Origin of the sequence: Streptomyces sp. NPDC127106 (assembly GCF_042677605.1) — a bacterium.
Classification (GTDB): domain Bacteria; phylum Actinomycetota; class Actinomycetes; order Streptomycetales; family Streptomycetaceae; genus Streptomyces.
Genome location: NZ_JBHXTC010000080.1, coordinates 1 through 24696 on the forward strand (window position 1 = coordinate 1; position 24696 = coordinate 24696).

Sequence of the window (24696 nt, forward strand, 5' to 3'; positions counted from 1 at the left end):
CCTCGCGCCCCCCCCCGCGCGCCCCCCCCCCCCCCCTTCGGCTTGTCCGCGGCCCGTACGGGGCCCCTGAGGGCCCCTCAGGGGCCACACGGGCCACACGGGCCCCGGGCGGGGGAGGTCAGACGAGGTCGCCGCCGGGGAGCTCGACCTTGGCTCCCAGCTCGACGAGCTTCTCCATGAAGTTCTCGTAACCGCGGTTGATGAGGTCGATGCCGTGGACCCGCGAGGTGCCCTCGGCGGCCAGCGCCGCGATCAGGTACGAGAACCCGCCGCGCAGGTCGGGGATGACCAGGTCGGCGCCCTGCAGCTTGGTGGGGCCGGAGACGACCGCCGAGTGCAGGAAGTTGCGCTGGCCGAAGCGGCAGGCGGAGCCGCCCAGGCACTCGCGGTACAGCTGGATGTGCGCGCCCATCTGGTTGAGGGCGGAGGTGAACCCGAGGCGGGACTCGTAGACCGTCTCGTGGACGATCGACAGGCCCGTGGCCTGCGTCAGGGCCACCACCAGCGGCTGCTGCCAGTCGGTCTGGAAGCCGGGGTGCACGTCCGTCTCCAGGGCGATCGCGTTGAGCGGGCCGCCCGGGTGCCAGAAGCGGATGCCCTCGTCGTCGATCTCGAAGGCGCCGCCGACCTTCCGGTACGTGTTCAGGAAGGTCATCATCGAGCGCTGCTGGGCGCCGCGCACGTAGATGTTGCCGCCGGTCGCCAGGGCCGCTGAAGCCCACGAGGCGGCCTCCAGGCGGTCCGGGAGCGCCTTGTGGTTGTAGCCGCCGAGGCGGTCGACACCGGTGATCCGGATGGTCCGGTCGGTGTCCATGGAGATGATCGCGCCCATCTTCTGCAGGACGCAGATGAGGTCCTCGATCTCGGGCTCCACCGCGGCGTTGCTCAGCTCGGTGACGCCCTCGGCCAGGACGGCCGTCAGCAGCACCTGCTCGGTCGAGCCGACCGACGGGTACGGCAGGCGGATCTTGCAGCCGCGCAGCCGCTGCGGGGCCTCCAGGTACTGGCCGCCCTCGCGCTTCTCGATGGTCGCGCCGAACTGGCGCAGCACGTCGAAGTGGAAGTCGATCGGCCGGCCGCCGATGTCGCAGCCGCCCAGGCCCGGGATGAAGGCGTGGCCGAGGCGGTGCAGCAGCGGGCCGCAGAAGAGGATCGGGATGCGGGACGAGCCCGCGTGGGCGTCGATGTCGGCGACGTTCGCGCTCTCGACGTGCGTCGGGTCGAGCACCAGCTCGCCCGGCTCCTCGCCGGGGCGAACGGTCACCCCGTGGAGTTGGAGCAGGCCACGGACGACCCGCACGTCGCGGATGTCGGGCACGTTGCGGAGCCGGCTGGGTTCGCTGCCGAGCAGAGCGGCGACCATGGCCTTGGGCACGAGGTTCTTCGCACCGCGGACACGGATCTCGCCCTCGAGCGGGGTACCGCCGTGGACAAGCAGGACATCGTCTGTGCCGGTCATGAATCTCGCGTTCCGGAAGGGGTCCCCCCGGCAGGGCCGGGGGAGGTGGGCAGGGACCAGGGAAAAGGGTAAGGGGCACTGCCCCCCGCTTCGTAAGGCCGACGCGGCCGGAATAGCGTCATGAAACGGCCACAACACCCTCAGTGCCCACCCGCTGGCGGAGCGTCGCATTCCGCTGGTTCCGGAATGCCCGCCCGGCCCCGTGCCGGAACGTCCCCGGCACAGGGCGGCGGCACGGCCCGGTCCCGGCCCGGTCCCGGCCCGTCCCGGAGGTGCCCGGAGGTGCCCGGACCTGGCCCGGAGGCCCGGTGCGCGCTCCTCCCTGCTGCCGTGCGCCCGGGCTGCCGGGGACCGGAATGCCGCCCCGGCTCCCCCTGGAGGGCGAATGTGCGGGATCATGTCGGCATGACCGAGGTGTCCTCCCTCACAGGGCGGCTGCTCGTGGCCACCCCCGCCCTCGCGGATCCGAACTTCGACCGCGCGGTGGTGCTGCTGCTCGACCACGACGAGCAGGGCTCGCTCGGCGTGGTCCTCAACCGGCCCACCCCCGTGGTGGTCGGTGACATCCTCCTGCCCTGGGCGGGCCTGGCCGGCGACCCCGGGGTCGTCTTCCAGGGCGGTCCGGTCGGCCTGGACTCGGCGCTCGGGGTGGCGGTCATCCCGGGCGACGAGGGGCCGCTCGGCTGGCGCCGGGTGCACGGGGCGATCGGCCTGGTCGACCTGGAGGCGCCGCCGGAGCTGCTCGCCTCCGCGCTCGGGTCGCTGCGGATCTTCGCCGGTTACTCCGGATGGGGCCCCGGCCAGCTGGAGGACGAGCTCGGCGAGGGCGCCTGGTACGTCGTGGAGTCGGAGCCGGGGGACATCTCCTTCCCCGACCCGGCGCGGCTGTGGCGGGCGGTGCTGCGCCGGCAGCGCAGCGAGCTCGCGATGGTGGCCACGTACCCCGACGACCCGTCGCTGAACTGACCCGCGCCGGGATCGGTACCCTGGCTTGCATGAGCACTCTTGAGCCCGAGCGCGGGACTGGTACGGGGACCCTCGTAGAGCCGACGCCGCAGGTGTCCCACGGCGACGGCGACCACGAGCGCTTCGCCCACTACGTCCAGAAGGACAAGATCATGGCGAGCGCACTCGACGGGACCCCCGTCGTGGCGCTCTGCGGCAAGGTGTGGGTGCCGGGCCGGGACCCGAAGAAGTACCCGGTCTGCCCCATGTGCAAGGAAATCTACGACTCCATGGGCTCCGGCGGGGACAAGGACAAGGGCGGCAAGGACAAGTAGCCGCAGGCCGCCCGCCGACGGTCGACCGACCGCCCGCCGCCCCCTGGGGGCGGACGGCCCGGACCCGGCTCCGCGGAACCCGGGCCCCCGGGGTGCGCACGACGCGCACCCGGGGGCCTTCGCGCGTACTAGGGTCGGCGGCGTCACGAGCGCCCCGCGCCCCGTGTGCCGCGCAGGGCGCACCGCCGCGCCGCTGCGAAGGGCCGCCGCATGGACCTGATCCCCGCACCCCGCACCGCCGACCTGCGCGCGGACGCGCCCCCCTACGTGTTCGGGCCCCGGCCCGTCCTGGACACCGGACCCGGCACCGGGGGCACGGCCCGCTGGCTGCGCCGCGAACTGGGCGCCGCCACCGGCTGGGACCTGCCGCCGGCGGGGGCGGACCGCGGCGCAGCACCCGGCGGCGGGGCGGACGGCATCCGGCTGCGCCTCGACGAGGGGCTCGCCGCGCGCCTCGGGCCCGAGGGGTACGTGCTCACTGTCGGCGCCTCGGGCGCGGACCTCGCCGGCGCCTCGCCGGCGGGCCTGTTCTGGGCCGCGCAGACCCTGCGCCAGCTGCTCGGCCCCGACGCGTACCGGCGGGCCGCGCCGCTCGGCAGTGCGGGGCGGGTGTGGAGCCTGCCGCGGGGGACCGTGGAGGACGGCCCCCGCTTCGGGTGGCGCGGCATGCTGCTGGACGTGGCCCGGCACTTCACGCCGAAGAGCGGCGTCCTGCGCTGGCTCGACCTGCTGGCCGCCCACAAGCTCAACGTGCTGCACCTGCACCTGACGGACGACCAGGGCTGGCGCGTCGAGATCAAGCGCCACCCCCGCCTCACCGGGACGGGCGCCTGGCGCCCGCGCAGCCGCTGGGGACACCGCGCCTCGCCGCTGTGGAACGACACCCCCCACGGCGGCTTCTACACCCAGGACGACATCCGCGAGATCGTCGCCTACGCCGCCGAACGGCACGTCCGGGTGGTCCCGGAGATCGACGTACCGGGTCACTCGCAGGCCGCCATCGCCGCGTACCCCGAACTGGGGAACACCGACGTCGTCGACACCGCCGCGCTGGGCGTGTGGGACGACTGGGGGATCAGCGAGAACGTCCTCGCGCCGACCGAGGCCGTGCTGCGCTTCTACGAGGGCGTGTTCGAGGAGCTGCTGGAGCTGTTCCCGGCGGAGGTCTCCCCGTTCGTGCACGTGGGCGGCGACGAGTGCCCGAAGGCGCAGTGGCGGGCCTCTCCCGCCGCGCAGCAGCGGATCCGCGAGCTGCGGGTGGACGGCGAGGACGGGCTGCAGTCCTGGTTCGTCCGGCACTTCGACGGCTGGCTGGCCCGGCGCGGGCGCCGGCTCATCGGCTGGGACGAGATCCTGCAGGGCGGGCTCGCGCCCGGGGCGGCGGTCTCGTCGTGGCGCGGCTACGCGGGCGGGATCGCCGCCGCCGAGGCCGGACACGACGTCGTGATGTGCCCCGAGCAGCACGTGTACCTGGACCACCGTCAGGCGGCGGGCCCCGACGAGCCGGTGCCGATCGGGTACGTGCGCACATTGGAGGACGTGTACCGGTTCGAGCCGGTGCCGCCCGCCCTGTCGGGGGCGGCTGCGGAACGGGTCCTCGGCGCGCAGGCCAACGTCTGGACCGAGGTGATGGAGAACCAGGGCCGCGTCGACTACCAGGTCTTCCCGCGGCTCGCGGCCTTCGCCGAGGTCGTGTGGTCGGCGCTGCCCGAACCGGGCGAACGGGACTACGCCGGCTTCGCGGCCCGGATGGCCGCACACCGGCGCCGCCTTGACGTGCTGGGTGTCGAGCACCGGCCGCCCGGCGGGCCGTTGCCGTGGCAGCGGCGGCCGGGGGTGCTCGGACGTCCGATCGAAGGGGAGCCGCCGAACGTGTGACCCGGAACGGCGGACGGGGTGGACGGGGCGCACGGGCCCGCCCGCGGCCCGCCGCGCGCCCCGGCGGCCGCGGGGCGCGCGCGGGGCCGTACGGGGCTTTCCGGGCGGGGTTCCCCCGGGAGTGCTCCGGGGGCGCTCCCAGGGTGCGCCCGGGGTGCCCTCGGAGCACCTCGGGAAAGCCTTGGGGGAGCCTTGGGGGAGCCTTGGGAATTCTCCGGAGCCGATCGGAACCCCTGGGGAATCCGGGACGTCCTACGTACTTGGGGGTGGTCGGGAACTCTTGCTCGATCCGGGCCCATGGGGTGCGCACCGGCGTGAAGCTATGTGAATCGGTGCGAAACGCCGCGCAAGCTCGGATTCGGTTGATTCGCCTGATGTGGACGAGTCGGTTGATACGGGGGAAACCGGACGGTCGGGAGCTCGAAGGGGCGCCCGGCGGACCCTCGCGCCGGGCGGTGGGGAAGATGTGCCAGAGTTGCCACGTCCCGGCGGTGAGCACGTACCGTACGGCGGACAGGCGTGAGCGCCGGGACCGGGACATCGGGAAGGGGCAGCTGGGTTGACCACGCACGCACCGCACACACCGCAGGCTGCGCAGTCCGTGATGCTGCCGGCCTCGCTCGACGAGGCCGTGGCGGCACTCGCCGCCATGCCCGCAGCCGTGCCCGTGGCCGGCGGCACCGACCTCATGGCGGCCGTGAACGCCGGGCTGCTGCGGCCGGCCGGCCTGGTGAGCCTGGGGCGGATCAACGAGATCCGCGGTTGGCACTACCAGGAGGACGGCCACGCCCTGCTCGGCGCGGGCCTCACCCACGCCCGGATGGGCCGGCCCGACTTCGCCGCGCTGATGCCGGGGCTGGCCGCCGCCGCGCGGGCCGCCGGGCCGCCGCAGATCCGCAACGCGGGCACCCTCGGCGGGAACATCGCCAGCGCCGCGCCGACGGGCGACGCACTGCCCGTACTGGCCGCGCTGGAGGCCACCCTCATCATCGTCGGCCCGATCGGGCAGCGTGAGATCCCGGTCTCGTACCTGCTGGCGGGCCGCGAGATGCTGCGGCCCGGCGAGCTGATCGGCTTCGTGCGGGTACCGCTGCTGCACGCCCCGCAGGTGTTCCTGAAGGCCACCGGGCGTACGGGCCCGGGGCGCGCCGTGGCGTCCGTGGGGCTCGTACTGGACCCGGCGCGCCGAGGTGTGCGCTGTGCGGTGGGCGCGGTCGCCCCGATGCCGCTGCGGCCGCTGGAGGCCGAGCAGTGGGTGGCCTCGCTGATCGACTGGGACGGGGAGCGGAACCTGGCCCCCGAGGCGCTGGAGGCCTTCGGCGACTACGTCGCGGCCGCCTGCGTCCCCGACCAGGGGGAACCGGTTGCTCCCGGTGTACTGCATCTGCGGCGGACGGTGGCCGTGCTGGCACGGAGGGCCCTGGGGAGGGCGCTGACCTCATGAGTGAGAACGAGAACGTGAGCGGAACGACGGGGGACACGGGCGGCCGGGCCGCCCCGGGCTGGGGCTGGCAGCCGGTGCCGCAGAGCGGCGAGTTCAACGACGCCGCCGACGCGACGGCCTTCGTGAGCCTGCCGCCGGGCATGCTGGACGCCCTCGCCACGGGGGAGCCGCTGGCGGCGCCCGGGCACGGGTACGTCCCGCCGCCGATGATCGTTCCGCTGGGGTCCGCCGGTACGGACCCGTCGGTCACGGGGACGTGGACGATCCCGGCGCAGTGGCCGGACGCGGCCGGCCACGCGGCCGAGGCCGGCCCGGCGGCCGGGGGTGCTGCCGCAGCGGTGGCCGGTGTGACGGGTGCTTCCGGTGCGGTCGGCGGGCCGATCCCGGCGTCGATCCCGATCCCGGCGGCGGTCGCGGCGGAGTTCGCCGACGCGGTGCCGGGCCAGGAGCAGGCCGGCCCCCAGGACGACGAACCCGGCGAGACGGCGGAGTGGCACTTCCCCGACGCGCTGCGGGCGGAAGAGCCCGTGACCACCGGCCAGTGGACCCTGCCGGAACTGCACGACCAGACCGGCGAGTTCCGGCCCGGCCCCCTGGAAGCCGACTGGAGCCAGGCCCCCGCGACCCTGCCGGGCGGCGCCCCCGCCCCGTGGGCGACGCAGCCGGGCTTCGAGACCCCGCACGCCGACGCCCCGCTGAGCTCGGGCGTCCTGCCCGACGCGCAGTCGGGCAGTGGCGGCACCGGCACGTCCGGCGCCGGCCAGCGGCTCCTCGGCGGCCCCGGCGTCGGCGCCCCCGGCCGCCCCCCGCGCGTGCTGGGCGGGCCGGGCGTGGGCACCCCGCTCCCGGAGGGCGAGCCGGCGCACCCCGCCCCGTACGACATCGAGGCCGCGCACGCCCCGGCGGACGCGTACGCGCGCGGGCAGGAGCACGAGCAGCACGGGCACGGTCAGCAGCACGAGCAGCACGGGCAGCACGGCCACGGCCAGCAGCACGGGCAGCACGGGCACGGCCAGCAGCACGGGCAGCACGGGCACGGCCAGTACGGCCACGTCGGGTACGAGACCGAACACGGGCACGGGCACGGGCACACGCACGGGCACGGGATCCCGCTCGGCGACGGGCCCGGACATACGCACGGGCGCGGCATCGCGCTCGGCGACGGCCACGGACACGCGGAGCACGGGCACCACGAGCAGCATGGGCACCACGAGCAGGCGCAGCACGCCGACGTGCACGCCGGCGCCCCTGCCGGCACGCCCGCCGAGGCACCCGCGCTGCACGCGGGCGTCGAGCACGACATCCACCACGCGGCGCCGGCCGAGGCCGGACCCCCGGCGGAGGCCCAGCCGGCCGGCGCGCCGGTAGAGTACGCCCTCACCGGCAGCCCCGCGGGCCCGGCCGGGCAGTCCCAGACGAACGGCCACGGCTTCCCTGCGACCGGCCACGGCGCCGGTTCGGAGCAGGGGCCGGAGCGGGAGCTGGAGCCGCAGCCCGCTGCGGAGCCGGGCCACGGCCACGGCGCGGTGGCGGAGGCCGGCCCCGAGCTCGGGCCCGAGGCCGGCCCGGAGCCCGGCCGGGCGATGACCGGGGCGGCGGACGAGCACGGGTTCACGGGAGCCGCCCACGCCGCCGCGGCGGAGCCGGCCGCGGCCGACGGACACGGCTTCGCCGAAGCCGTCGCCGGGGCCCCGGGCGGAGCCGCGGGCGCAGCGGCGCCGGGTGCGGACGCCGCGGACGGCGCCGTGTCACCGCCGGACGCGAGCATCGGGGAAGGGATCCCGCTCGCGGGGCCCTCGTACGAGGAAGGGCAGGCGGCCGCCGCGGCCGTCGCCCATCACGAGCACCCGCTGGCTTCCTACGTGCTGCGCGTCAACGGCGCCGACCGCCCGGTCACCGGTGCGTGGATCGGCGAGTCGCTGCTGTACGTGCTGCGCGAGCGCCTCGGCCTGGCCGGCGCCAAGGACGGCTGTTCGCAGGGCGAGTGCGGGGCCTGCGCGGTGCAGGTCGACGGGCGGCTCGTGGCGTCCTGCCTGGTCCCGGCCGCGACGGCCGCGGGCAGCGAGGTCCGGACGGTCGAGGGGCTCGCGAGCGGCGGGGAACTCTCCGACGTGCAGCAGGCGTTGTGCAGGTCGGGCGCGGTGCAGTGCGGGTTCTGCGTGCCGGGCATGGCCATGACCATCCACGACCTGCTGGAGGGCAACCACGCCCCCAGCGACCTGGAGACCCGCCAGGCACTGTGCGGGAACCTGTGCCGCTGCTCCGGCTACAAGGGCGTCCTGGAGGCGGTCCGCGAGGTCGTCGCCGAGCGCACGGAGGCCGAAGCGGCAGCGGCCGCGGCAGCAGCGGCGGCCGAGGGCGGCGGCGCGGCCGAGGGCCCGCGCATCCCGCACCAGGCACAGCCGGGCGAGGGCGGGATCCACCACAACGGAGGCATGGCGTGAGCGGGCAGGACGCGGCCACGGCGACCACGACCGTGACGGTCACGACGAGCGTCGCGGGCGGTGCCGCTGGCTCGGCCGGCGGCCCGGCCGAGCCGACGGAACTAACGGTTCCGCGCGGTATCGGGACCTCCGTGCCCGCCACCGACGCGCGCGCCAAGACCGAGGGCACCTTCCCGTACGCCGCCGACCTGTGGGCCGAGGGGCTGCTGTGGGCCGCCGTGCTGCGGTCCCCGCACGCGCACGCCCGGATCCTGTCCATCGACACCTCCGCCGCCCGCGAGATGCCCGGTGTCCGCGCCGTCGTCACGCACGCCGACGTGCCCGGCGCGACCACGCACGGCCGCCGGATCGCCGACCGGCCCGTCTTCGCGCACGAAGTCGTCCGGCACCACGGCGAACCGATCGCCGCCGTCGCCGCCGACCACCCCGACACGGCGCGCCTCGCGGCCGCCGCCATCACCGTCGAGTACGAGCTCCTCGACGCGATCACCGACCCCGAGCAGGCCTTCGGCGCCCCGCCCCTGCACCCCGACGGCAACCTGATCCGGCACATCCCGCTCCGCTACGGCGACCCGGAGGCCACGGGCGAGGTCGTCGTCGAGGGCCTGTACCGGATCGGCCGCCAGGACCCGGCGCCCATCGGCGCCGAGGCCGGGCTCGCCGTCCCCCGCCCCGACGGCGGCGTCGAGCTCTACACCGCTTCCACCGACCCGCACCTGGACCGCGACCTCGCCGCCGCCTGCTTCGGCCTCGAACCGGACCGCGTCCGCGTCGTCGTCACCGGCGTGCCCGGCGCGACGGCCGACCGGGAGGACGCCGCTTTCCAGCTGCCCCTCGGCCTGCTGGCCCTGCGCACGGGCTGCCCGGTGAAGCTGGCCGCCACCCGCGAGGAGTCCTTCCTCGGCCACACCCACCGCCACCCGACGCTGCTGCGCTACCGGCACCACGCCGACGCGGAGGGCCGCCTCGTCAAGGTCGAGGCGCAGATCCTGATGGACGCCGGCGCGTACGCGGACTCCTCCGCCGAATCCCTCGCGGCGGCCGTGGCGTTCGCCTGCGGCCCGTACGTGGTCCCGCACGCCTTCGTGGAGGGCTGGGCGGTCCGTACGAACAACCCCCCGTCGGGCCACGTGCGCGGCGAGGGCGCCATGCAGGTCTGCGCCGCGTACGAGGGGCAGATGGACAAGCTGGCCGCGGCCCTCGGCATCGACGGCGCGGAACTGCGCATGCGCAACGTGCTGGCCACCGGCGACCTGCTGCCCACCGGCCAGACGGTCACCTGCCCGGCGCCGGTCGCCGAACTCCTGCGCGCGGTCCGCGACTACGAACTCCCCTCCCTCCCGAAGGACGCCCCGGAGGACGAGTGGCTGCTGCCCGGCGGCCCGGACGGCGCGGGCGAGCCGGGCGCGGTGCGGCGCGGCGTCGGGTACGGCGTCGGCATGGTCCACATGCTCGGTGCGGAGGGTGCCGACGAGGTCTCCACGGCCACGGTGAAGGTCGTCAACGGCGTGGCCACCGTCATCTGCGCCGCCGTCGACACCGGCCAGGGCTTCGCCACGCTCGCCCGTCAGATCGTCCAGGAAGTCCTGGGCGTGGACGAGGTGATCACCGCTCCCGTCGACACGGACCAGCCGCCGGCGGGCCCGTCGGCGCACGGCCGGCACACGTGGGTGTCGGGCGGTGCGGTGGAGCGCGCCGCGAAGATGGTCCGCACCCAACTCCTCCAGCCGATGGCCCACAAGCTGGGCATGTCCACGGAGCTCCTGCAGATCCAGGACGGCCGCATCACCTCGTACGACGGCGCCTTCTCGATGCCGGTGGGCGAGGCGATGATGGGCAAGGAACTCTGGGCCACGGCCCAGTGCCGCCCCCACCCGACGGAGCCGCTGAACGGCGACGGCCAGGGCGACGCGTTCGTCGGCCTCGCGTTCTGCGCGATCCGCGCGGTCGTGGACGTGGACATCGAGCTCGGCACGGTGCGCGTGGTCGAGCTGGCGGTGGCCCAGGACGTCGGCCGGATCCTCAACCCGGCCCAGCTGGAGGCCCGTATCGAGGCGGGCGTCACGCAGGGCGTGGGCGCGGCCCTGACGGAGAACCTCCGCACGGTGGCGGGCCTGGTCCGCCACCCCGACCTGACGGGCTACGCCCTGCCGACGGCACTGGACGCCCCGACGGTCCGGATCGTCAAGCTGGTCGAAGAACGCGACGTGGTGGCCCCGTTCGGCGCGAAGGCGGCGAGCGCGGTCCCGGTGGTGACGGCCCCGGCAGCCGTGGCATCGGCGGTCAGGGCGGCCACGGGCCGCCCCGTGAACCGCCTCCCGATCAGGCCCTCCGCGGCGGTGGCGGCAGCCAACTCGTAACGGTGTGACCCGCATTGCACGTGCAACCCCGAGGTTGGGACTGTCGCCGCCGGTCGCTAGAGTGATCGAGTAGGACTGTTCTTGCATGCGTGTGAACGCGAGCGAACGGGGAACGGGGAGCGGCGTTGCCGGCCGCGAACCGAACGGGGAAAACGGGGATGCGGGGAGGCCGCCGTGGCAGAGAACAACGAGCCGGTTCTGCTGGGAGTGGGGAACACAGCCGCCAGCGCGGCGGCAGCCATTCGCGCACAGGCCAAGGCCCTTGAGGTCGACTACGAGACGCTCACCGGCTACAAGAAGAAGGTCGACGAGCTCCTGACGAAGCTGAAGGGCTCGGAGGCGTACGACAAGAAGCTGGCCGACGGCACCCTCCCCGAGGGCACCCTCGGCAAGGGCTTCGCCGAGGCGGACGCCCTCTTCAAGACCTATGACACGGTCCACACGCAGCTCCAGAACCTCTCGAAGGGCCTCGCCGCGCAGATCGAGGGGCTGGGCATCGCGATCCTGACGTCCGGCAAGGGCTTTGCGGGCGTTGACGAGGAGACGAAGCGCCGTATGCACTCCATCGTCGTCCAGGCGAAGGAGGACTACGTTCCGGAGCGAGATCCGCTCGTGCAGCAGCAGAAGGACGCCGAGCACAGCGCGACGGGCGAGGCGAACAAGCCGAAGGGCAAGATCTGATGGCGACGAACTTCGAGGGTTTCACCCACCAGCAGCTGCTCGCGATGGTTGCCTCCATTGATCCGAAGACGGTGGAGTCGCGTGCCGCGCAGCTGACCGAGGCGGCCGACACGATCAAGGAGATCGGCAGCGCCCTCAAGAAGACCAAGGTCACGGGTTGGGAGGGCGACGCCGCCACTGCCTTCGCGGACTGGGCGAGCCAGGCGGGCAGCGCCACGCTGCGTCTGGGCGACCTCAGCGCCGCAGGCGGCAGGTGGATGGCCGAAACCGCCCAGACCATGCACGAGGTCAAGGTCAACATGCCGGAGTACGACGCGGCGGCGGCCAAGAACCTTCAGGCCTCCAAGGACTTCCACAACGACCCGGACGCCCAGAAGATCGGCCAGGAAGCCCGGTCCAAGCTGAGCGGCGACCACCAGAAGGCCGTGGACGCCATGACGAAGCTGGCCGGGTCGTACGAGCAGTCGTCGACGCAGATCGGCATGATCGAGATCCCGACGTTCCCGCCACCGCCGGGCGACTTTCAGCCGAAGGGCCTGGACAGCCACCAGGATATCGATCGCTCTGGAGGCGGATACGGGGGTGCCTCAGGTTCGACTGGTGGCGCGTACATGCCGTCATCGCCGCGCAGCAGTGGTCCGTCCGGTGACTCCGGTGGAGGGCCGAGTCGACCGGATATCAGCCTGCCGCCGACGACCGGGCCTGCGCCTGTGCCGCTGCCGGACAAGGACGTGGACGTGGACCTCGACCATGTTGCGGTCCTGCCGGACAAGACTGTCCCGCCGGTCACCAGCCTGCCCAGTCTCCCGACTCCCGGTCCCAACGGTCCCAATCCTGTCGTGCCCATGCCCCCGATCGGGCTCCCGCCCGTTGGTGGGGGACCGACGCTGCCCGGTGGCGGTGGCCCCATCAACAAGGTCCCCTCCATCCCCTCTCCGCCGACTTCCGGTAGCAAGATCGGGGGGCTTCCTCCCCTGCTGCCGCGTGACACTGGCATCGTCGGTGGTCGTCAGGTGACCACGGGCGGCCCCACGCACGGCATCCCGCGCGGAACGGTCATCGGCACGGAAGGCCCGATGGGCAGTGGCCGCACCGGAGGCGGCATCGGCGGCATGCACCCCGGCATGGGCGGTCCTCACGCCGGTGGCCAGGGTGGATCCGCGATGGGGCGTCGACTGGCCATGGAGCCGGGCGGTGTCGTCGGCGGGCGCCAGCCCGGCATGATCGGTCGAACCTCCACCGGGGGACAGCCGTTTACGCAGGGCGGTGCGGGTCTCGTCCGCAACGAGGCCGGGGCCGGTTCGGCTCGCGGCGCAGTAGGCCACGCCGGCGCGGGCGTTCACGCTCCGGGGAACCGGCGCGACAACCAGTCGGGCGAGCGCCCCGACTACCTGTCCGAGGACGAAGAGACGTGGCGGAGCAGCGGCCGTGTCGTCCCGCCAGTGATCGACTGAGTAGAACGGACGTTGTACGGGATGCGCATGCGTAAGGCGACCGCGGCCCTAGTGGGCCTCTTGCTGGCCGGGGTCGCCGCGACCCCGGCCCACGCTGAGACCATCCGGTCCAAGCAATGGCATCTCGACGCCATGAAGGCCGATGACATCTGGAAGGCCAGCACGGGCAAGGGCGTCACTGTTGCCGTCATCGACAGTGGCGTCGACCGCATCCCCGAGCTTGAAGGCCAAGTCCTTCCAGGTAAGGACTATGCGACGCAGGACTCGGGAGACGAGCGCACCGACTACGACAAGCACGGCACCACCATGGCTGCGCTGATCGCTGCCACGGGCAAGCACCCGAGTGGTGACGGGGCGTTCGGCCTTGCCCCTGGCGCCAAGATCCTTCCGATTCGTGTGCCGCACGAGTTCAACAAGACGAGCCCGATCTGGACTGAGGCGATCCGGTTCGCGGCGGACTCTGACGCCAAGATCATCAACATCTCCATGGGTGCGGAGCGGGATGATCCTGGGCGACTCGATGCAGTGAAGTACGCCCTGTCCAAGGGGAAGCTGATCTTTGCCTCGGTGGGTAACGACGGCAACACCACGAACACGGTCATGTACCCCGCGGCGACGCCGGGCGTGGTGGGCGTCGGTGCCGTTGGAGCTGACGGCGTTGCGACCGCGGAGTCGCAGCACGGTCCGCAGGTCGACATGTCTGCCCCGGGGATGGACATCGTGACGGCGTGCGGCGGTAAAACCGGCGTGTGCAAGAACCATGGCACCAGTGACGCCACCGCCCTCGCCTCCGCGTCGGCGGCGCTGCTCTGGTCAGCCCACCCGGAGTGGACCAACAACCAGGTGCTTCGTGTCCTCCTGAACACTGCCGGCAAGGCGGATGACGGCAAGGAGCGCAACGACTACCTGGGCTACGGCATCGTCCGTCCGAAGATCGCGCTGCCCACCCCCGGCGATCCCGGTCCCGCGGATGTCTACCCGCTGCCGGACCTCGCCGCCGCGGACGCGAAGAACTCGCCCGCCCCGGCGACCGGCGGTGACGGCAAGAAGCCGCAGTCCGGTGCGTCCGCCGCGCCGCAGGCCGGGGGCAAGGAAAGCGATGGCGGCGCCAGCAGCACGACCTGGATCGCACTCGGGCTGGGTGTCTCCGTGCTCGTCGGTGGTGCGGTTGCGGCGGTTCTCGTGCGGCGCCGGAGCAGCTGATGCCGAAGGCCGTCCGGGGTGCGCCTGCCCTGGACGGTCTTCGGGAGAAGCCGTGACCGGAATCGAACCGGCGTAACTCGCTTTGCAGGCGAGTCCCTCAACCACTCGGGCACACGGCCTTGTTTGGCTTCGGACACGACCGTACGGGGGCGGGGTCGGCCCGGGAAGGGTTTCCCGGGGGGTGCAATGAGACCGCCATGCCGTGTTCACAGTCGGCCCGTGGCGACCGCCCCCCGCCCCCCGGCCTAGGTCCTGCGGCGGAGTGAGGTTCCGTCGAACGGACAGGGGCGAAACCGGGGTGTGCCGCTTACGCTGAAGCGATGAGCGCCCTTGAGCCCCGTGTCTCGCAGACCAGTACACCCGTCCCGCCCCCTCCCCGGGGCGGGATTCTCGGGTCCGCGTACCGGACGCTCAGCATCGGGATGATCTCCTGCATCTTCCTGATCGCCTTCGAGGCCACCGCCGTCGGCACCGCCATGCCCGTCGCCGCGCGCGAGCTGGACGGGATCGGGGTCTACGCCTTCGCGTTCTCCGCCTACTTCACCACCAGCCTCCTCGGGATGGTGCTGTCGGGGCAGTGGTGTGACCGGCGGGGGCCGCTGCGGGCGCTGACCGTGGGGATCGGGGCCTTCGCCGCCGGGCTGGTGCTGGCCGGGACCGCGACGGCCATGTGGGTGTTCGTGCTGGGCCGGGCCGTGCAGGGCTTCGGCGGCGGGCTGGTCATCGTCGCGCTGTACGTGGTCGTCAGCCGGGCCTACGAGGAACGGCTCCGGCCTGCGATCATGGCGGCCTTCGCCGCGAGCTGGGTGGTCCCCTCGATCGTCGGGCCGCTGGCCGCGGGAACGGTGACCGAGCACCTCGGCTGGCGGTGGGTGTTCCTCGGGATTCCGGTGCTGGTGGTTGTGCCGCTCGCGGTCGCGCTGCCTGCGATACGGCGGACCGCGTCCGGGCCCGTGGATCCGGACGCGCCGCCCGTCGCGTTCGACCGGCGCCGGATCCGGCTGGCGTTCGGGATCTCCCTCGGGGCGGGACTGCTCCAGTACGCCGCCCAGGACCTGAGGTGGTGGTCGCTGCTGCCGGGGGCCGTGGGCGCGGGCCTGCTGGTGCCCGCCGTGCTGGGGCTGCTGCCGCGCGGGACGTACCGGGCGCGGCGCGGGCTGCCGTCGGTGGTCCTGCTGCGCGGGGTCGCGGCGGGCTCGTTCATCGCGGCCGAGAGCTTCGTGCCGCTGATGCTGGTCACCCAGCGGGGGCTGAGCCCGACGCTGGCCGGGTTCTCGCTGGCGCTGGGCGGGCTGACCTGGGCGGGCGGCTCGTGGATCCAGTCCACGGGCCGGGTGGCGCCGTATCGGGAGCGGCTGATGGTGCTCGGCATGGTGTTGGTGGCCTTTGCGATCGCCGCGGCGCCGGCGGTGCTGGTGCCGTGGGTGCCGGTGTGGTCGCTGGCCCTGACCTGGGGCGTCGGCTGTCTCGGCATGGGGCTGGTGATCGGTTCGACGAGCGTGCTGCTGCTGAAGCTGTCGGCGCCGGAGGAGGCGGGGGCCAACTCCGCCGCGCTGCAGATCTCCGACGCGCTGGCGAACGTGGTGCTGCTGGCCGCGGGCGGGGCCGCGTTCGCCGCGCTTGGCGGCGGCTCGGTGGGGGCCGCCGCCCACTCGGTGGCCGAGGGTGCGGGAGCCGCGGTCTCGCACCCGGCCGCCTTCGTGGTCGTCTTCCTGCCGATGGCCGCGGTCGCGCTGGTCGGCGCCTGGGTCGCCACCCGCCTGCACGAGCGCCCGGCCGCCAAAACCGGCTGACCGGCCGGCGCGGCGCCGCTACGCTGCGCGCATGAACGAGCTGATCATCCGGCTCTCCGCCGCCGAGTGCGCGGAGCTCGCCGACCTCGCCGACGCCACCGCCGCCACGCCCGAGGAGCACGCCGCCGCGGCCGTACGGGAGCACCTGAGCCGGGAGCGCGAGCAGGTCGGCGGCGCGGCGGCCCGGCTGGCGCAGCGGCACGCCCCGCTCCTGAAGCGGCTCGGCGCATGACCACGACCCGAGCCGGCGCCCCCGTGCGACACCTCACCCTCTCCGAGGTGCTCGACCTGGCCCGGCACGCCTGCCTGGCCCAGGACCAGCCCGTCGAGCTGCGCGCCCCCGGCCTGCTGGAGTCCGCCGTGCACCGGCCGCGGGCCCGCATGTTCGGGACGCCCGCCTATACGGACCCGTACGAGCAGGCTGCCGCGCTGCTCCACGGCATCGCGACGAACCACCCCCTGGTCGACGGGAACAAGCGCACCGCCTGGCTCGCGGCCGCGACGTTCCTCGCCGTGAACGGGGTCGACCTCGCGGACGTCGACCAGGACGCCGCGTACGACCTGGTCGTGGACGTGGCCTCCGGGGCCGTGGCCGAGGTGGCGGTGATCGCTTCCCGGCTGCGGGAGTTGCGGCCGGTGTGAGACTCGCCGCACCGCCCGAGGTCACGGGCCCGTCCCTCCGCGAGGGGCGGGTCGGCCCCGGTAGGGTGGCCCGGTTGTCCTTCGAACGACCGCCGTCGAGAGCCCGAACCGGAGACCGTGACTACTACCGCCTCCCACCACCTCTCACCCGCCTTCCCCGGCCGTGCGCCGTGGGGTACCGCCAGCAAGCTGCGTGCCTGGCAGCAGGGCGCGCTGGACAAGTACATCCAGACCCAGCCGCGTGACTTCCTCGCCGTCGCCACCCCCGGCGCCGGCAAGACCACCTTCGCGCTGACCCTCGCCTCCTGGCTGCTGCACCACCACGTGGTGCAGCAGGTGACCGTGGTCGCGCCGACCGAACACCTGAAGAAGCAGTGGGCGGAGGCCGCCGCCCGCATAGGCATCCGGCTCGACCCCGAGTACTCGGCGGGCCCGCTGAGCCGCGAGTACCACGGGGTCGCCGTCACCTATGCCGGTGTCGGCGTCCGCCCGATGCTGCACCGCAACCGCTGCGAGCAGCGCAAGACCCTCGTCATCCTCGACGAGATCCACCACGCCGGCGACTCCCGGTCCTGGGGCGACGCCTGCCTGGAGGCCTTCGACCCGGCGACCCGCCGCCTGGCCCTGACCGGCACCCCGTTCCGGTCCGACACCAACCCGATCCCCTTCGTCACGTACGAGGAGGGCAACGACGGGATCCGCCGCTCGTCCGCCGACTACACGTACGGCTACGGCAACGCCCTCGGCGACGGCGTCGTCCGGCCGGTCATCTTCCTCTCCTACTCCGGCAACATGCGCTGGCGCACCAAGGCCGGCGACGAGATCGCCGCCAAGCTCGGCGAGCCGATGACCAAGGACGCGATCAGCCAGGCCTGGCGGACCGCGCTCGACCCGCGCGGCGACTGGATGCCGAACGTGCTGCGCGCCGCCGACCAGCGGCTGACCGAGGTCCGCAAGGGCATCCCGGACGCGGGCGGCCTCGTCATCGCCTCCGACCAGGACTCGGCCCGGGCGTACGCCAAGCTGATCCGGGAGATCACCGGCACCAAGGCCACCCTCGTGCTCTCCGACGACGCGGGCGCCTCGAAGCACATCGACACCTTCAGCGGGAACACCGACCGGTGGATGGTCGCCGTCCGAATGGTGTCGGAGGGCGTCGACGTGCCCCGCCTCGCGGTCGGCGTGTACGCGACGACCATCTCGACGCCGCTGTTCTTCGCGCAGGCCGTCGGCCGTTTCGTGCGTTCGCGCAGGCGCGGCGAGACCGCGTCCGTGTTCCTTCCGACGATCCCGTACCTGCTCGGCTTCGCCAACGAAATGGAGGTCGAGCGCGACCACGTCCTGGACCGGCCGAAGAAGGCGGGCGAGGACGACGACCCGTACGCCCAGTCCGAGAAGGAGATGGAGGAGGCCAACCGGCAGGAGGACGAGGACACCGGCGAGGACGAGCAGATGTCCTTCGAGGCGCTGGAGTCCGACGCCGTCTTCGACCGGGTGCTGTACGACGGTGCCGAGTTCGGCATGCAGGCGCACCCGGGCAGCGAGGAGGAACAGGACTACCTCGGCATCCCGGGCCTGCTGGAACCGGACCAGGTGCAGCTGCTGCTGCAGAAGCGGCAGTCGCGGCAGATCGCGCACAGCCGGCGCAGGCCGGACACGGAGGCCGACCTGCTGGAGCTGCCGGCCGAGCGCCGGCCGGTGGTCTCGCACAAGGAGCTGCTGGAGCTGCGCAGGTCGCTGAACACGATGGTGGGGGCGTACGTCCACCAGAGCGGCAAGCCGCACGGGGTGATCCACACCGAGCTGCGGCGGGTGTGCGGCGGGCCGCCGAGCGCGGAGGCGACGGCCGGGCAGCTGCGGGAGCGGATCAAGAAGGTCCAGGAGTGGGCTACCCGCATGCGCTGACGCGTCATCGGCGTCACGGTGTCGCCGGCGCAGTCGGTGTCGTCGGTGTCGTCGGCGTCGTCGGTGGGGTGGGGCGGGCCCGGCGTGTGGAGCATCGTACGGGCCCGCCCCGCCGCGGAATTGACGGTTCCGGTGGGCGGGGGCGACAGCTGCCCCCGCCGCCGGTGCTCGTGTGATGGCACAGGCGTATTGGGGCGCACGAGAGCGCGCAACGGCGCGTTTAGCGCTCCTGAACCGGCACAAAAGGCCCGTCCGCGCCCGGATTCTGGACGAGGCCTTCCGCTGAGCGGACCTGCTCGCTACTGTCCCCGCATCGAACGCCCCGTGGCAGCGCCGCCGCGGGAGCGCAGCCGGTGCCATGGCCGCAACCGGCGGCCTCTCCGTGCGTGTCGCCGTGGGACCGGCGCCGCTCCACCCCGAGAGTCACCGCCGCTCACCACGAGGGAGAGGCTTCGTGACCGCGGAAACCTCACAGACTCTCGACCGAGGTCTCAGAGTCCTCAAGCTGCTCGCCGACACCGACCACGGTCTGACCGTCACCGAGCTCTCCAACCGTCTCGGCGTCAACCGCACCGTGGTCTACCGCCTGTTGGCCACGCTGGAGCAGCACGCCCTGGTCCGCCGCGACCTCGGCGGCCGGGCCCGCGTCGGGCTCGGCGTACTGCGACTGGGCCGGCAGGTGCACCCGCTGGTGCGCGAGGCTGCGCTGCCCGCACTGCGCTCCCTCGCCGAGGACATAGGAGCCACCGCGCACCTGACCCTCGTCGACGGGACGGAGGCGCTCGCCGTGGCCGTCGTGGAGCCCACCTGGACCGACTACCACGTGGCCTACCGGGCCGGGTTCCGCCACCCGCTGGACCGCGGGGCCGCCGGCCGGGCCATTCTGGCCGCCCGCCAGGGCACCCTCATCGAGCCCGGGTACACGCTGACGCACGGCGAGCTCGAAGCCGGTGCCAGCGGCGCCGCCGCCCCGCTCGTCGGGATCACCGGGCTGGAGGGCAGCGTCGGCGTGGTCATGCTGTCCGACGCCGTGCCCGAGCGGGTCGGGCCGCGGGTCGTGGACGCCGCCCGCGAGGTCGCCGACGCCCTGCGCTGACCCGCGCCGCAGGCCCCGTACGACGCCCCGCACGGCCGCGTCCCGGCCGCCGGGGCGCGGCCGTGCCCGGACCGCCCGATAGATTGGCCGGGTGCTCTCTCGCCTCTCACGTCTGTCGCGTCCCGCCGCCCTGGCCGTCTGCGCCGTGCCCGTGCTCGGCCTGTTCGCCGTGGCGGCCTTCGCACCGCTGCCCTTCGTGATCGCCCAGCCGGGGCTCACGGCGGACGTGCTCGGCGCCCACGACGGCAAGCCGGTCATCGTCATCACCGGCGCGCCGACCCGGCCGACCAAGGGCCAGCTGCGCATGACGACGATCCAGGCCACCGGGCCGTCGACGACCGTGCGTCTGCCGCAGCTCCTCGACGACTGGTTCGACAGCAGCCGCTCGGTCATGCCCAAGGACGCCGTCTACCCCTCCGGCGGCAGCGACGAGGAGATCGAGAAGCACAACCTGGAGCAGATGGCCGCCTCCCAGCAGGACGCCACCCGGGCCGCCCTCGGCTTCCTGAAGAAGGACCCGAAGGACGTGAAGGTCGACCTCAACCTCGCCGACGTCGGCGGCCCCAGCGCCGGCCTGCTGTTCTCCCTCGGCATCGTCGACAAGCTCGACGGCGACGGCAGCGGCGGCGAGCTCACCGGCGGCCGCAGCGTCGCCGGTACGGGCACCATCAGCGCGGACGGCAAGGTCGGCGCGGTCGGCGGGGTGGCCCTGAAGACCCAGGCCGCCCACCGCGACGGGGCGAGCGTGTTCCTCGTCCCGGAGGCGGAGTGCTCCGACGCGGCCTCCGAGCTGCCCGAGGGCCTCCAGCTGATCCCGGTCAGCTCCTTGTCGGACGCGGTGAACGCGCTGCGCGCCCTGAACCGGGGGGAGCCGGCTCCGTCCTGCTGACCGGCTCCCGCTCCATCGACCGCCAGGACGGGAAGACCAGCGGGGCGAGCGTCGTCAGCAGGTAGGTCCCGCCGAACACCAGCAGCGCCCGGACCGTCCCGAACCCGTCGACGAGCAGGCCCGCGGCGAGCCCGCCCAGCGGCATCGTCAGCTCGCAGCCGGCGGTGGTCACGCCCGCGACCCGGCTGCGCAGCCCGTCGGGGACCTTCTCGTACATCATGGTGGTCAGGATCGGGTTGAGCATGCCCGCGCCCAGTCCGGCCAGCGCCATCGTCACCGCGAGCGGCAGCGTGGTGTCGGTGAGGGCCGCCACCGCGTACCGGGGCGCCCCGGAGACCAGGAACGCGGCCGCGAACACCGCCCGCCGCGGGAACCGCTCGCCCCACGCCCCGTACAGCAGGGCGCCCAGCAGCGCGAAGCCGCCGAAGAGGGAGACGAGCAGGCCGAGCGCGGTGGCGCCGCCGAGGGCCTCGCGGCCGTGCACGGGCAGCAGCACCGCGGACCAGCCCTGGTCCAGGCCGTTGGTCATCATCACCATGACGGTGATGCCCATCAGCAGCCGCGAGCGGGTCAGGAAGGCCCAGCCCTCGGCCAGTTCGGCCCGGTAGCGGGCGAACGAGACCTTCTCCGGCCGCGGCTGCGGCTCGGCCGCCGGGATGCCCCGGACGAACGCGGCGACCAGCAGCGCGGAGAGGGCGAAGGTCGCAGCGTCCACGAGCAGGACGGCTTCGGCACCGACCACCGCGATGAGGACGCCGGCCACCGCCGCCCCGAGCATCCGGGCGCCGCGGTGGACCGCGTCGTACAGGCTCGCGGCCCGTGCCACGGTGGTGCCGGCGTGCGCGGCGAGGTCGGGCAGCAGGACGTGGCGGGCGGTCAGGCCGGGGGTGTGCACGAGGCCGCCGACGGCCATCAGCGCGCACAGCATCCAGAACTCCAGCAGGCCCGCGTAGTGCAGCAGCGGGATCGCGCCGACGGACAGCGCGCAGACGGCGTCGGAAGCCGCGGAGACCCGGCGCCGGCCGACCCGGTCGATGACCGGGCCTCCGGCGAGGGCCGCGACGACGACGGGCAGGGTGGCGCAGAAGGCGACGACCCCGGCCCGGCCGGCGCTGCCGGTGGTCTGCAGCACGAACCAGGGGACACCGATGAGGGTGAGCGAACTCCCCGCCGTGGAGATGGTGTTGGCGACGAGAACGGCGACGAAGGGGCGGCGGCTCATCCGACGGCCCGGGCAGCGTGGGCCGGCAGGGCGGTCCCGGCCTGGATGTCGGCAGGGGTGAAGGCGGGCATGACAGGACTCCTTCTGGGTGAGGAAGGCGGTGGAGGCATGGCTGACCGGCGCGCGACCTGTCGTGCGAGGTGCGCGGCTGCGCCGTGCGGGGAGTGCTGCGTGCTGTGCTGTGCTGTGCGGTGCTGTGTGTTGTGCTGTGGTGTGTTGCTGGGGCGGGGGTGCTGGAGGGCGCTACTCGCTGCTGCTTCCGCGGTGTCTGCTTCCGCTGTCCCTGCTGCTTCTGCGCGGGAAGGCGTGGACGTGGAAGCGGACCGTCTCGGTCGTCCCGTCCTGCGGCGCGTCGCGGTAGCTGTTGATCAGGTCGTGCATCCGGTGGATGAGGTCGAGGCTCTGCTCGGGGGTCAGGCGCAGGGCGAAGTCGCTGATGTCCGAGCTGCGCCGCCACTCCTGGGACCAGGCGTGGGCGCTGCCGAGCCAGGCGTTCATCTCCTGCGCGTGGAGCGTCGCGATCTCGTGCAGGAAGAGGTCGGCCGCGCCGCGGGTGGCCGGGTCCTCGTCGTGGATGAGCTGCTCGTCGAAGACCGTGCCGTCGTGCGCGGACTTCCACCACCGCTCGCGGCCCTTGCCGTGCCCGGGCGCATCCTCGACGAACCCGTGGGCGGCGAGCTGGCGCAGGTGGTAGCTGGTGGCACCGCTGGACTCGCCGAACCGCTGCGCGAGCTGCGACGCAGTGGCCGGGCCGTCCTGGCGCAGAGCGCCCAGCAGGCGGATGCGCAGGGGGTGGGCGAGGCCCCGCAGGGAGCGGGCGTCGAGGGTGCGGGTCTTGGGTTCCGGGGTTCCCGGAGCTTCCGGCTTCTCGGGCATGCCTCAACCGTAGGCGTTGCAAAGAAACCCGTGCAAGGGTTTCTTTGCAACGCCTTCTTTGGAACTTTGGCCTCCGGATCCGACCCTCGCCGGCTCAGCCCTCCTGTGCCGCCTGCTCCACGAGCGGGATGACCCGCAGCGGCACCGGGTTCTCCATCACGATCGCCGTCGACGCCCGCACGATCCCGTCGAACCCGACGACCCGGTCGATCACCCTCTGCAGATCGGCGTTGGAGCGGGCCACCAGCCGGCAGAGCATGTCCCCGTGCCCGGTCGTCGTGTGCAGCTCCAGCACCTCCGGCACGCCGCTCAAGTGCGCCCGCACGTCGGCGCCCTGGCCCTGCTTGATCTCCAGCGTGGCGAACGCGGTCACCGGATATCCGAGGGCGGCCGGGTCCACCTGCGGCCCGAAGCCGCGGATCACCCCGTTCGACTGCAGTCGGTCCAGCCGGGCCTGCACGGTGCCGCGGGCCACCCCGAGTCGGCGCGAGGCCTCCAGGACGCCTATCCGCGGTTCGCGGGCGAGCAGGACGATGAGGCGACCGTCGAGTTCGTCGATTCCCATAGCTGTGGCTCCAGGCGGCTCAGAGGTGGTCATACTGCACAGATGTTTCAGCAATGTTGCGCCGAGGCTGAGCAGTTTGTACAGCAGAACAGGAAACTATTGCGCAGCTTGTGGATCGGCGGGACTCTGCGCTCATGACTGAGTCCCTGGCGAACATCGAAACCACCCCGCACACCGCGCGTGAGGCCGACCCCTTCCCGGTGAAGGGCATGGACGCGGTCGTCTTCGCCGTCGGCAACGCCAAGCAGGCCGCGCATTACTACTCGACCGCGTTCGGCATGAAGCTGGTGGCCTACTCCGGCCCGGAGAACGGCGTCCGCGAGACGGCGAGCTACGTCCTGACCAACGGCTCCGCCCGCTTCGTCATGACCTCGGTCATCAAGGCGAGCACGGACCACGGCCGCTTCCTCGCCGAGCACGTCGCCGCGCACGGCGACGGCGTCATCGACCTCGCCATCGAGGTCCCGGACGTCCGCGCCGCGTACGCGTACGCCGTCGAGCAGGGCGCCCGCGGCCTCGACGAGCCGTACGAGGTGTCCGACGAGCACGGCACGGTCGTCCTCGCCGCCATCGCCACCTACGGCCAGACCCGCCACACCCTGGTCGAGCGCAAGGACTACACCGGCCCCTACCTGCCCGGCTTCGTCGCCGTCGACCCGATGGTCGAGCCGCCGGCCAAGCGGACCTTCCAGGCCATCGACCACTGCGTCGGCAACGTCGAGCTCGGCCGGATGGACGAGTGGGTCGGCTTCTACAACAAGGTCATGGGCTTCACGAACATGAAGGAGTTCGTGGGCGACGACATCGCGACCGAGTACTCGGCGCTGATGTCGAAGGTCGTCGCGGACGGCACCCTCAAGGTGAAGTTCCCGATCAACGAGCCGGCCATCGCGAAGAAGAAGTCGCAGATCGACGAGTACCTGGAGTTCTACGGCGGCGCCGGCGTCCAGCACATCGCGCTCGCCTCGAACGACATCGTCGCGACCGTCCGCTCGATGCGGGCCGCGGGCGTGAAGTTCCTCGACACCCCGGACTCGTACTACGACACCCTCGGCGAGTGGGTCGGCGAGACCCGCGTGCCGATCGACACCCTGCGCGAGCTGAAGATCCTCGCCGACCGCGACGAGGACGGCTACCTGCTCCAGATCTTCACCAAGCCGGTGCAGGACCGCCCGACCGTCTTCTTCGAGATCATCGAGCGCCACGGCTCGATGGGCTTCGGCAAGGGCAACTTCAAGGCTCTGTTCGAGGCGATCGAGCGCGAGCAGGAGAAGCGCGGCAACCTCTAGGCTCCGCCGGCAGCCCGGTCGTGGAACCGCGAGCCGGTGGGGGCCGGTCGCGCAGTTCCCCGCGCCCCTGCGGGGCGCGGTACCGCGCCGGTTCCGCACACGGCAGGCCCCCCGCCCCCCTCCTTGGGTTCTAACGGTCCTCGCAACACCCGCGATCTGTGGGAGTTGCGAGGACCGTGGGCGTTGAGCGTGATGATCTTGCCCGGTTGCGGGAGC

At 73.2% G+C, this 24696-nt stretch carries 20 protein-coding genes and 1 tRNA gene; 16 read left to right on the forward strand and 5 right to left on the reverse strand.

Going from position 1 to position 24696, the window contains the following annotated elements; all coding sequences use genetic code 11:
• Nucleotides 1-118: 118 nt before the first annotated feature.
• Entirely contained in the window at nucleotides 119-1459 is a 1341-nt protein-coding gene (gene murA / locus ACFVGY_RS35140) for a UDP-N-acetylglucosamine 1-carboxyvinyltransferase (RefSeq protein ID WP_366862565.1), read from the reverse strand.
• 405 nt (nucleotides 1460-1864) lie between these two features.
• On the opposite strand from murA, the gene ACFVGY_RS35145 reads away from it, so the two are divergent.
• The 9 genes from ACFVGY_RS35145 (at nucleotide 1865) to mycP (ending at nucleotide 14203) form a co-directional block, all read left to right on the forward strand.
• A complete protein-coding gene (locus ACFVGY_RS35145) occupies nucleotides 1865-2425 on the forward strand; it encodes a YqgE/AlgH family protein (RefSeq protein WP_385685800.1) in 561 nt (186 codons plus the stop codon).
• Between the two features lie 29 nt (nucleotides 2426-2454).
• Nucleotides 2455-2739, forward strand: a complete 285-nt coding sequence (locus tag ACFVGY_RS35150) for a DUF3039 domain-containing protein (protein WP_179173989.1) — start codon at nucleotides 2455-2457, stop codon at nucleotides 2737-2739.
• Between the two features lie 210 nt (nucleotides 2740-2949).
• Entirely contained in the window at nucleotides 2950-4617 is a 1668-nt protein-coding gene (locus tag ACFVGY_RS35155; RefSeq protein WP_385685803.1) for a beta-N-acetylhexosaminidase, read from the forward strand.
• A gap of 559 nt (nucleotides 4618-5176) precedes the next feature.
• Complete coding sequence (locus ACFVGY_RS35160) at nucleotides 5177-6061, forward strand: FAD binding domain-containing protein (RefSeq protein ID WP_385685806.1); 885 nt, start codon at nucleotides 5177-5179, stop codon at nucleotides 6059-6061.
• On the forward strand, nucleotides 6058-8505 hold the full coding sequence (locus tag ACFVGY_RS35165; protein WP_385685809.1) for a (2Fe-2S)-binding protein: 2448 nt from the start codon (nucleotides 6058-6060) through the stop codon (nucleotides 8503-8505). The genes ACFVGY_RS35160 and ACFVGY_RS35165 overlap by 4 nt, the downstream gene beginning before the upstream one ends.
• On the forward strand, nucleotides 8502-10865 hold the full coding sequence (locus ACFVGY_RS35170) for a xanthine dehydrogenase family protein molybdopterin-binding subunit (RefSeq protein WP_385685812.1): 2364 nt from the start codon (nucleotides 8502-8504) through the stop codon (nucleotides 10863-10865). The genes ACFVGY_RS35165 and ACFVGY_RS35170 overlap by 4 nt, the downstream gene beginning before the upstream one ends.
• Nucleotides 10866-11039: 174 nt before the next feature.
• Nucleotides 11040-11546, forward strand: coding sequence for a hypothetical protein (locus ACFVGY_RS35175; RefSeq protein ID WP_385685815.1), 507 nt, complete (start codon nucleotides 11040-11042; stop codon nucleotides 11544-11546).
• Nucleotides 11546-13000 (forward strand): WXG100 family type VII secretion target, encoded by a 1455-nt coding sequence (locus ACFVGY_RS35180; RefSeq protein WP_385685818.1) that lies wholly within the window; start codon nucleotides 11546-11548, stop codon nucleotides 12998-13000. Before ACFVGY_RS35175 ends, ACFVGY_RS35180 begins: the two co-directional genes overlap by 1 nt.
• A 21-nt stretch (nucleotides 13001-13021) precedes the next feature.
• Nucleotides 13022-14203: a type VII secretion-associated serine protease mycosin gene (gene mycP, locus ACFVGY_RS35185; RefSeq protein WP_385685820.1), complete on the forward strand. Its 1182-nt coding sequence runs from the start codon at nucleotides 13022-13024 to the stop codon at nucleotides 14201-14203.
• Nucleotides 14204-14250: 47 nt separating this feature from the next.
• Here mycP and ACFVGY_RS35190 read toward each other — a convergent pair.
• Nucleotides 14251-14322 (reverse strand) — tRNA-Cys (locus ACFVGY_RS35190).
• 201 nt (nucleotides 14323-14523) lie between these two features.
• Between ACFVGY_RS35190 and ACFVGY_RS35195 the strand changes: the two genes are divergently transcribed.
• The 6 genes from ACFVGY_RS35195 (at nucleotide 14524) to ACFVGY_RS35220 (ending at nucleotide 20528) form a co-directional block, all read left to right on the forward strand.
• The gene (locus ACFVGY_RS35195; protein WP_385685823.1) at nucleotides 14524-15996 is read left to right on the forward strand and encodes an MFS transporter; all 1473 of its coding nucleotides are present in this window, start codon (nucleotides 14524-14526) and stop codon (nucleotides 15994-15996) included.
• Between the two features lie 31 nt (nucleotides 15997-16027).
• Nucleotides 16028-16228: a hypothetical protein gene (locus ACFVGY_RS35200; protein WP_385685826.1), complete on the forward strand. Its 201-nt coding sequence runs from the start codon at nucleotides 16028-16030 to the stop codon at nucleotides 16226-16228.
• Entirely contained in the window at nucleotides 16225-16638 is a 414-nt protein-coding gene (locus ACFVGY_RS35205) for a type II toxin-antitoxin system death-on-curing family toxin (RefSeq protein ID WP_385685829.1), read from the forward strand. Before ACFVGY_RS35200 ends, ACFVGY_RS35205 begins: the two co-directional genes overlap by 4 nt.
• Before the next feature lie 117 nt (nucleotides 16639-16755).
• Complete coding sequence (locus ACFVGY_RS35210; protein ID WP_385685832.1) at nucleotides 16756-18543, forward strand: DEAD/DEAH box helicase; 1788 nt, start codon at nucleotides 16756-16758, stop codon at nucleotides 18541-18543.
• Nucleotides 18544-18997: 454 nt separating this feature from the next.
• Nucleotides 18998-19639 (forward strand): IclR family transcriptional regulator, encoded by a 642-nt coding sequence (locus ACFVGY_RS35215; RefSeq protein WP_112448133.1) that lies wholly within the window; start codon nucleotides 18998-19000, stop codon nucleotides 19637-19639.
• A gap of 91 nt (nucleotides 19640-19730) precedes the next feature.
• Entirely contained in the window at nucleotides 19731-20528 is a 798-nt protein-coding gene (locus ACFVGY_RS35220; RefSeq protein WP_385685835.1) for a PDZ domain-containing protein, read from the forward strand.
• Here the strand turns inward: ACFVGY_RS35220 and ACFVGY_RS35225 are convergent.
• From ACFVGY_RS35225 to ACFVGY_RS35235, 3 genes are all read right to left on the reverse strand, one after another.
• A complete protein-coding gene (locus tag ACFVGY_RS35225; RefSeq protein ID WP_385685838.1) occupies nucleotides 20458-21750 on the reverse strand; it encodes an MFS transporter in 1293 nt (430 codons plus the stop codon). The two genes, ACFVGY_RS35220 and ACFVGY_RS35225, sit on opposite strands and share 71 nt — an antisense overlap.
• 243 nt (nucleotides 21751-21993) lie before the next feature.
• Nucleotides 21994-22626 (reverse strand): ArsR/SmtB family transcription factor, encoded by a 633-nt coding sequence (locus ACFVGY_RS35230; RefSeq protein WP_385685841.1) that lies wholly within the window; start codon nucleotides 22624-22626, stop codon nucleotides 21994-21996.
• A 94-nt stretch (nucleotides 22627-22720) separates the two neighbouring features.
• A complete protein-coding gene (locus ACFVGY_RS35235; RefSeq protein ID WP_179174011.1) occupies nucleotides 22721-23191 on the reverse strand; it encodes an Lrp/AsnC family transcriptional regulator in 471 nt (156 codons plus the stop codon).
• A gap of 134 nt (nucleotides 23192-23325) precedes the next feature.
• On the opposite strand from ACFVGY_RS35235, the gene hppD reads away from it, so the two are divergent.
• Nucleotides 23326-24480 carry a 4-hydroxyphenylpyruvate dioxygenase gene (gene hppD, locus ACFVGY_RS35240; RefSeq protein ID WP_385685844.1) on the forward strand — a complete coding sequence of 385 codons (1155 nt, stop codon included), beginning with the start codon at nucleotides 23326-23328 and terminating at the stop codon, nucleotides 24478-24480.
• Nucleotides 24481-24696 lie beyond the last annotated feature (216 nt).

Coding starts and splice junctions, on each gene's coding strand:
- murA (WP_366862565.1), bottom strand. CDS start 1,459: ATGACCGGCACAGACGATGTCCTGCTTGTCCACGGCGGTACCCCGCTC.
- ACFVGY_RS35145 (WP_385685800.1), top strand. CDS start 1,865: ATGACCGAGGTGTCCTCCCTCACAGGGCGGCTGCTCGTGGCCACCCCC.
- ACFVGY_RS35150 (WP_179173989.1), top strand. CDS start 2,455: ATGAGCACTCTTGAGCCCGAGCGCGGGACTGGTACGGGGACCCTCGTA.
- ACFVGY_RS35155 (WP_385685803.1), top strand. CDS start 2,950: ATGGACCTGATCCCCGCACCCCGCACCGCCGACCTGCGCGCGGACGCG.
- ACFVGY_RS35165 (WP_385685809.1), top strand. CDS start 6,058: ATGAGTGAGAACGAGAACGTGAGCGGAACGACGGGGGACACGGGCGGC.
- ACFVGY_RS35180 (WP_385685818.1), top strand. CDS start 11,546: ATGGCGACGAACTTCGAGGGTTTCACCCACCAGCAGCTGCTCGCGATG.
- mycP (WP_385685820.1), top strand. CDS start 13,022: ATGCGCATGCGTAAGGCGACCGCGGCCCTAGTGGGCCTCTTGCTGGCC.
- ACFVGY_RS35195 (WP_385685823.1), top strand. CDS start 14,524: ATGAGCGCCCTTGAGCCCCGTGTCTCGCAGACCAGTACACCCGTCCCG.
- ACFVGY_RS35200 (WP_385685826.1), top strand. CDS start 16,028: ATGAACGAGCTGATCATCCGGCTCTCCGCCGCCGAGTGCGCGGAGCTC.
- ACFVGY_RS35205 (WP_385685829.1), top strand. CDS start 16,225: ATGACCACGACCCGAGCCGGCGCCCCCGTGCGACACCTCACCCTCTCC.
- ACFVGY_RS35225 (WP_385685838.1), bottom strand. CDS start 21,750: ATGAGCCGCCGCCCCTTCGTCGCCGTTCTCGTCGCCAACACCATCTCC.
- ACFVGY_RS35230 (WP_385685841.1), bottom strand. CDS start 22,626: ATGCCCGAGAAGCCGGAAGCTCCGGGAACCCCGGAACCCAAGACCCGC.
- ACFVGY_RS35235 (WP_179174011.1), bottom strand. CDS start 23,191: ATGGGAATCGACGAACTCGACGGTCGCCTCATCGTCCTGCTCGCCCGC.
- hppD (WP_385685844.1), top strand. CDS start 23,326: ATGACTGAGTCCCTGGCGAACATCGAAACCACCCCGCACACCGCGCGT.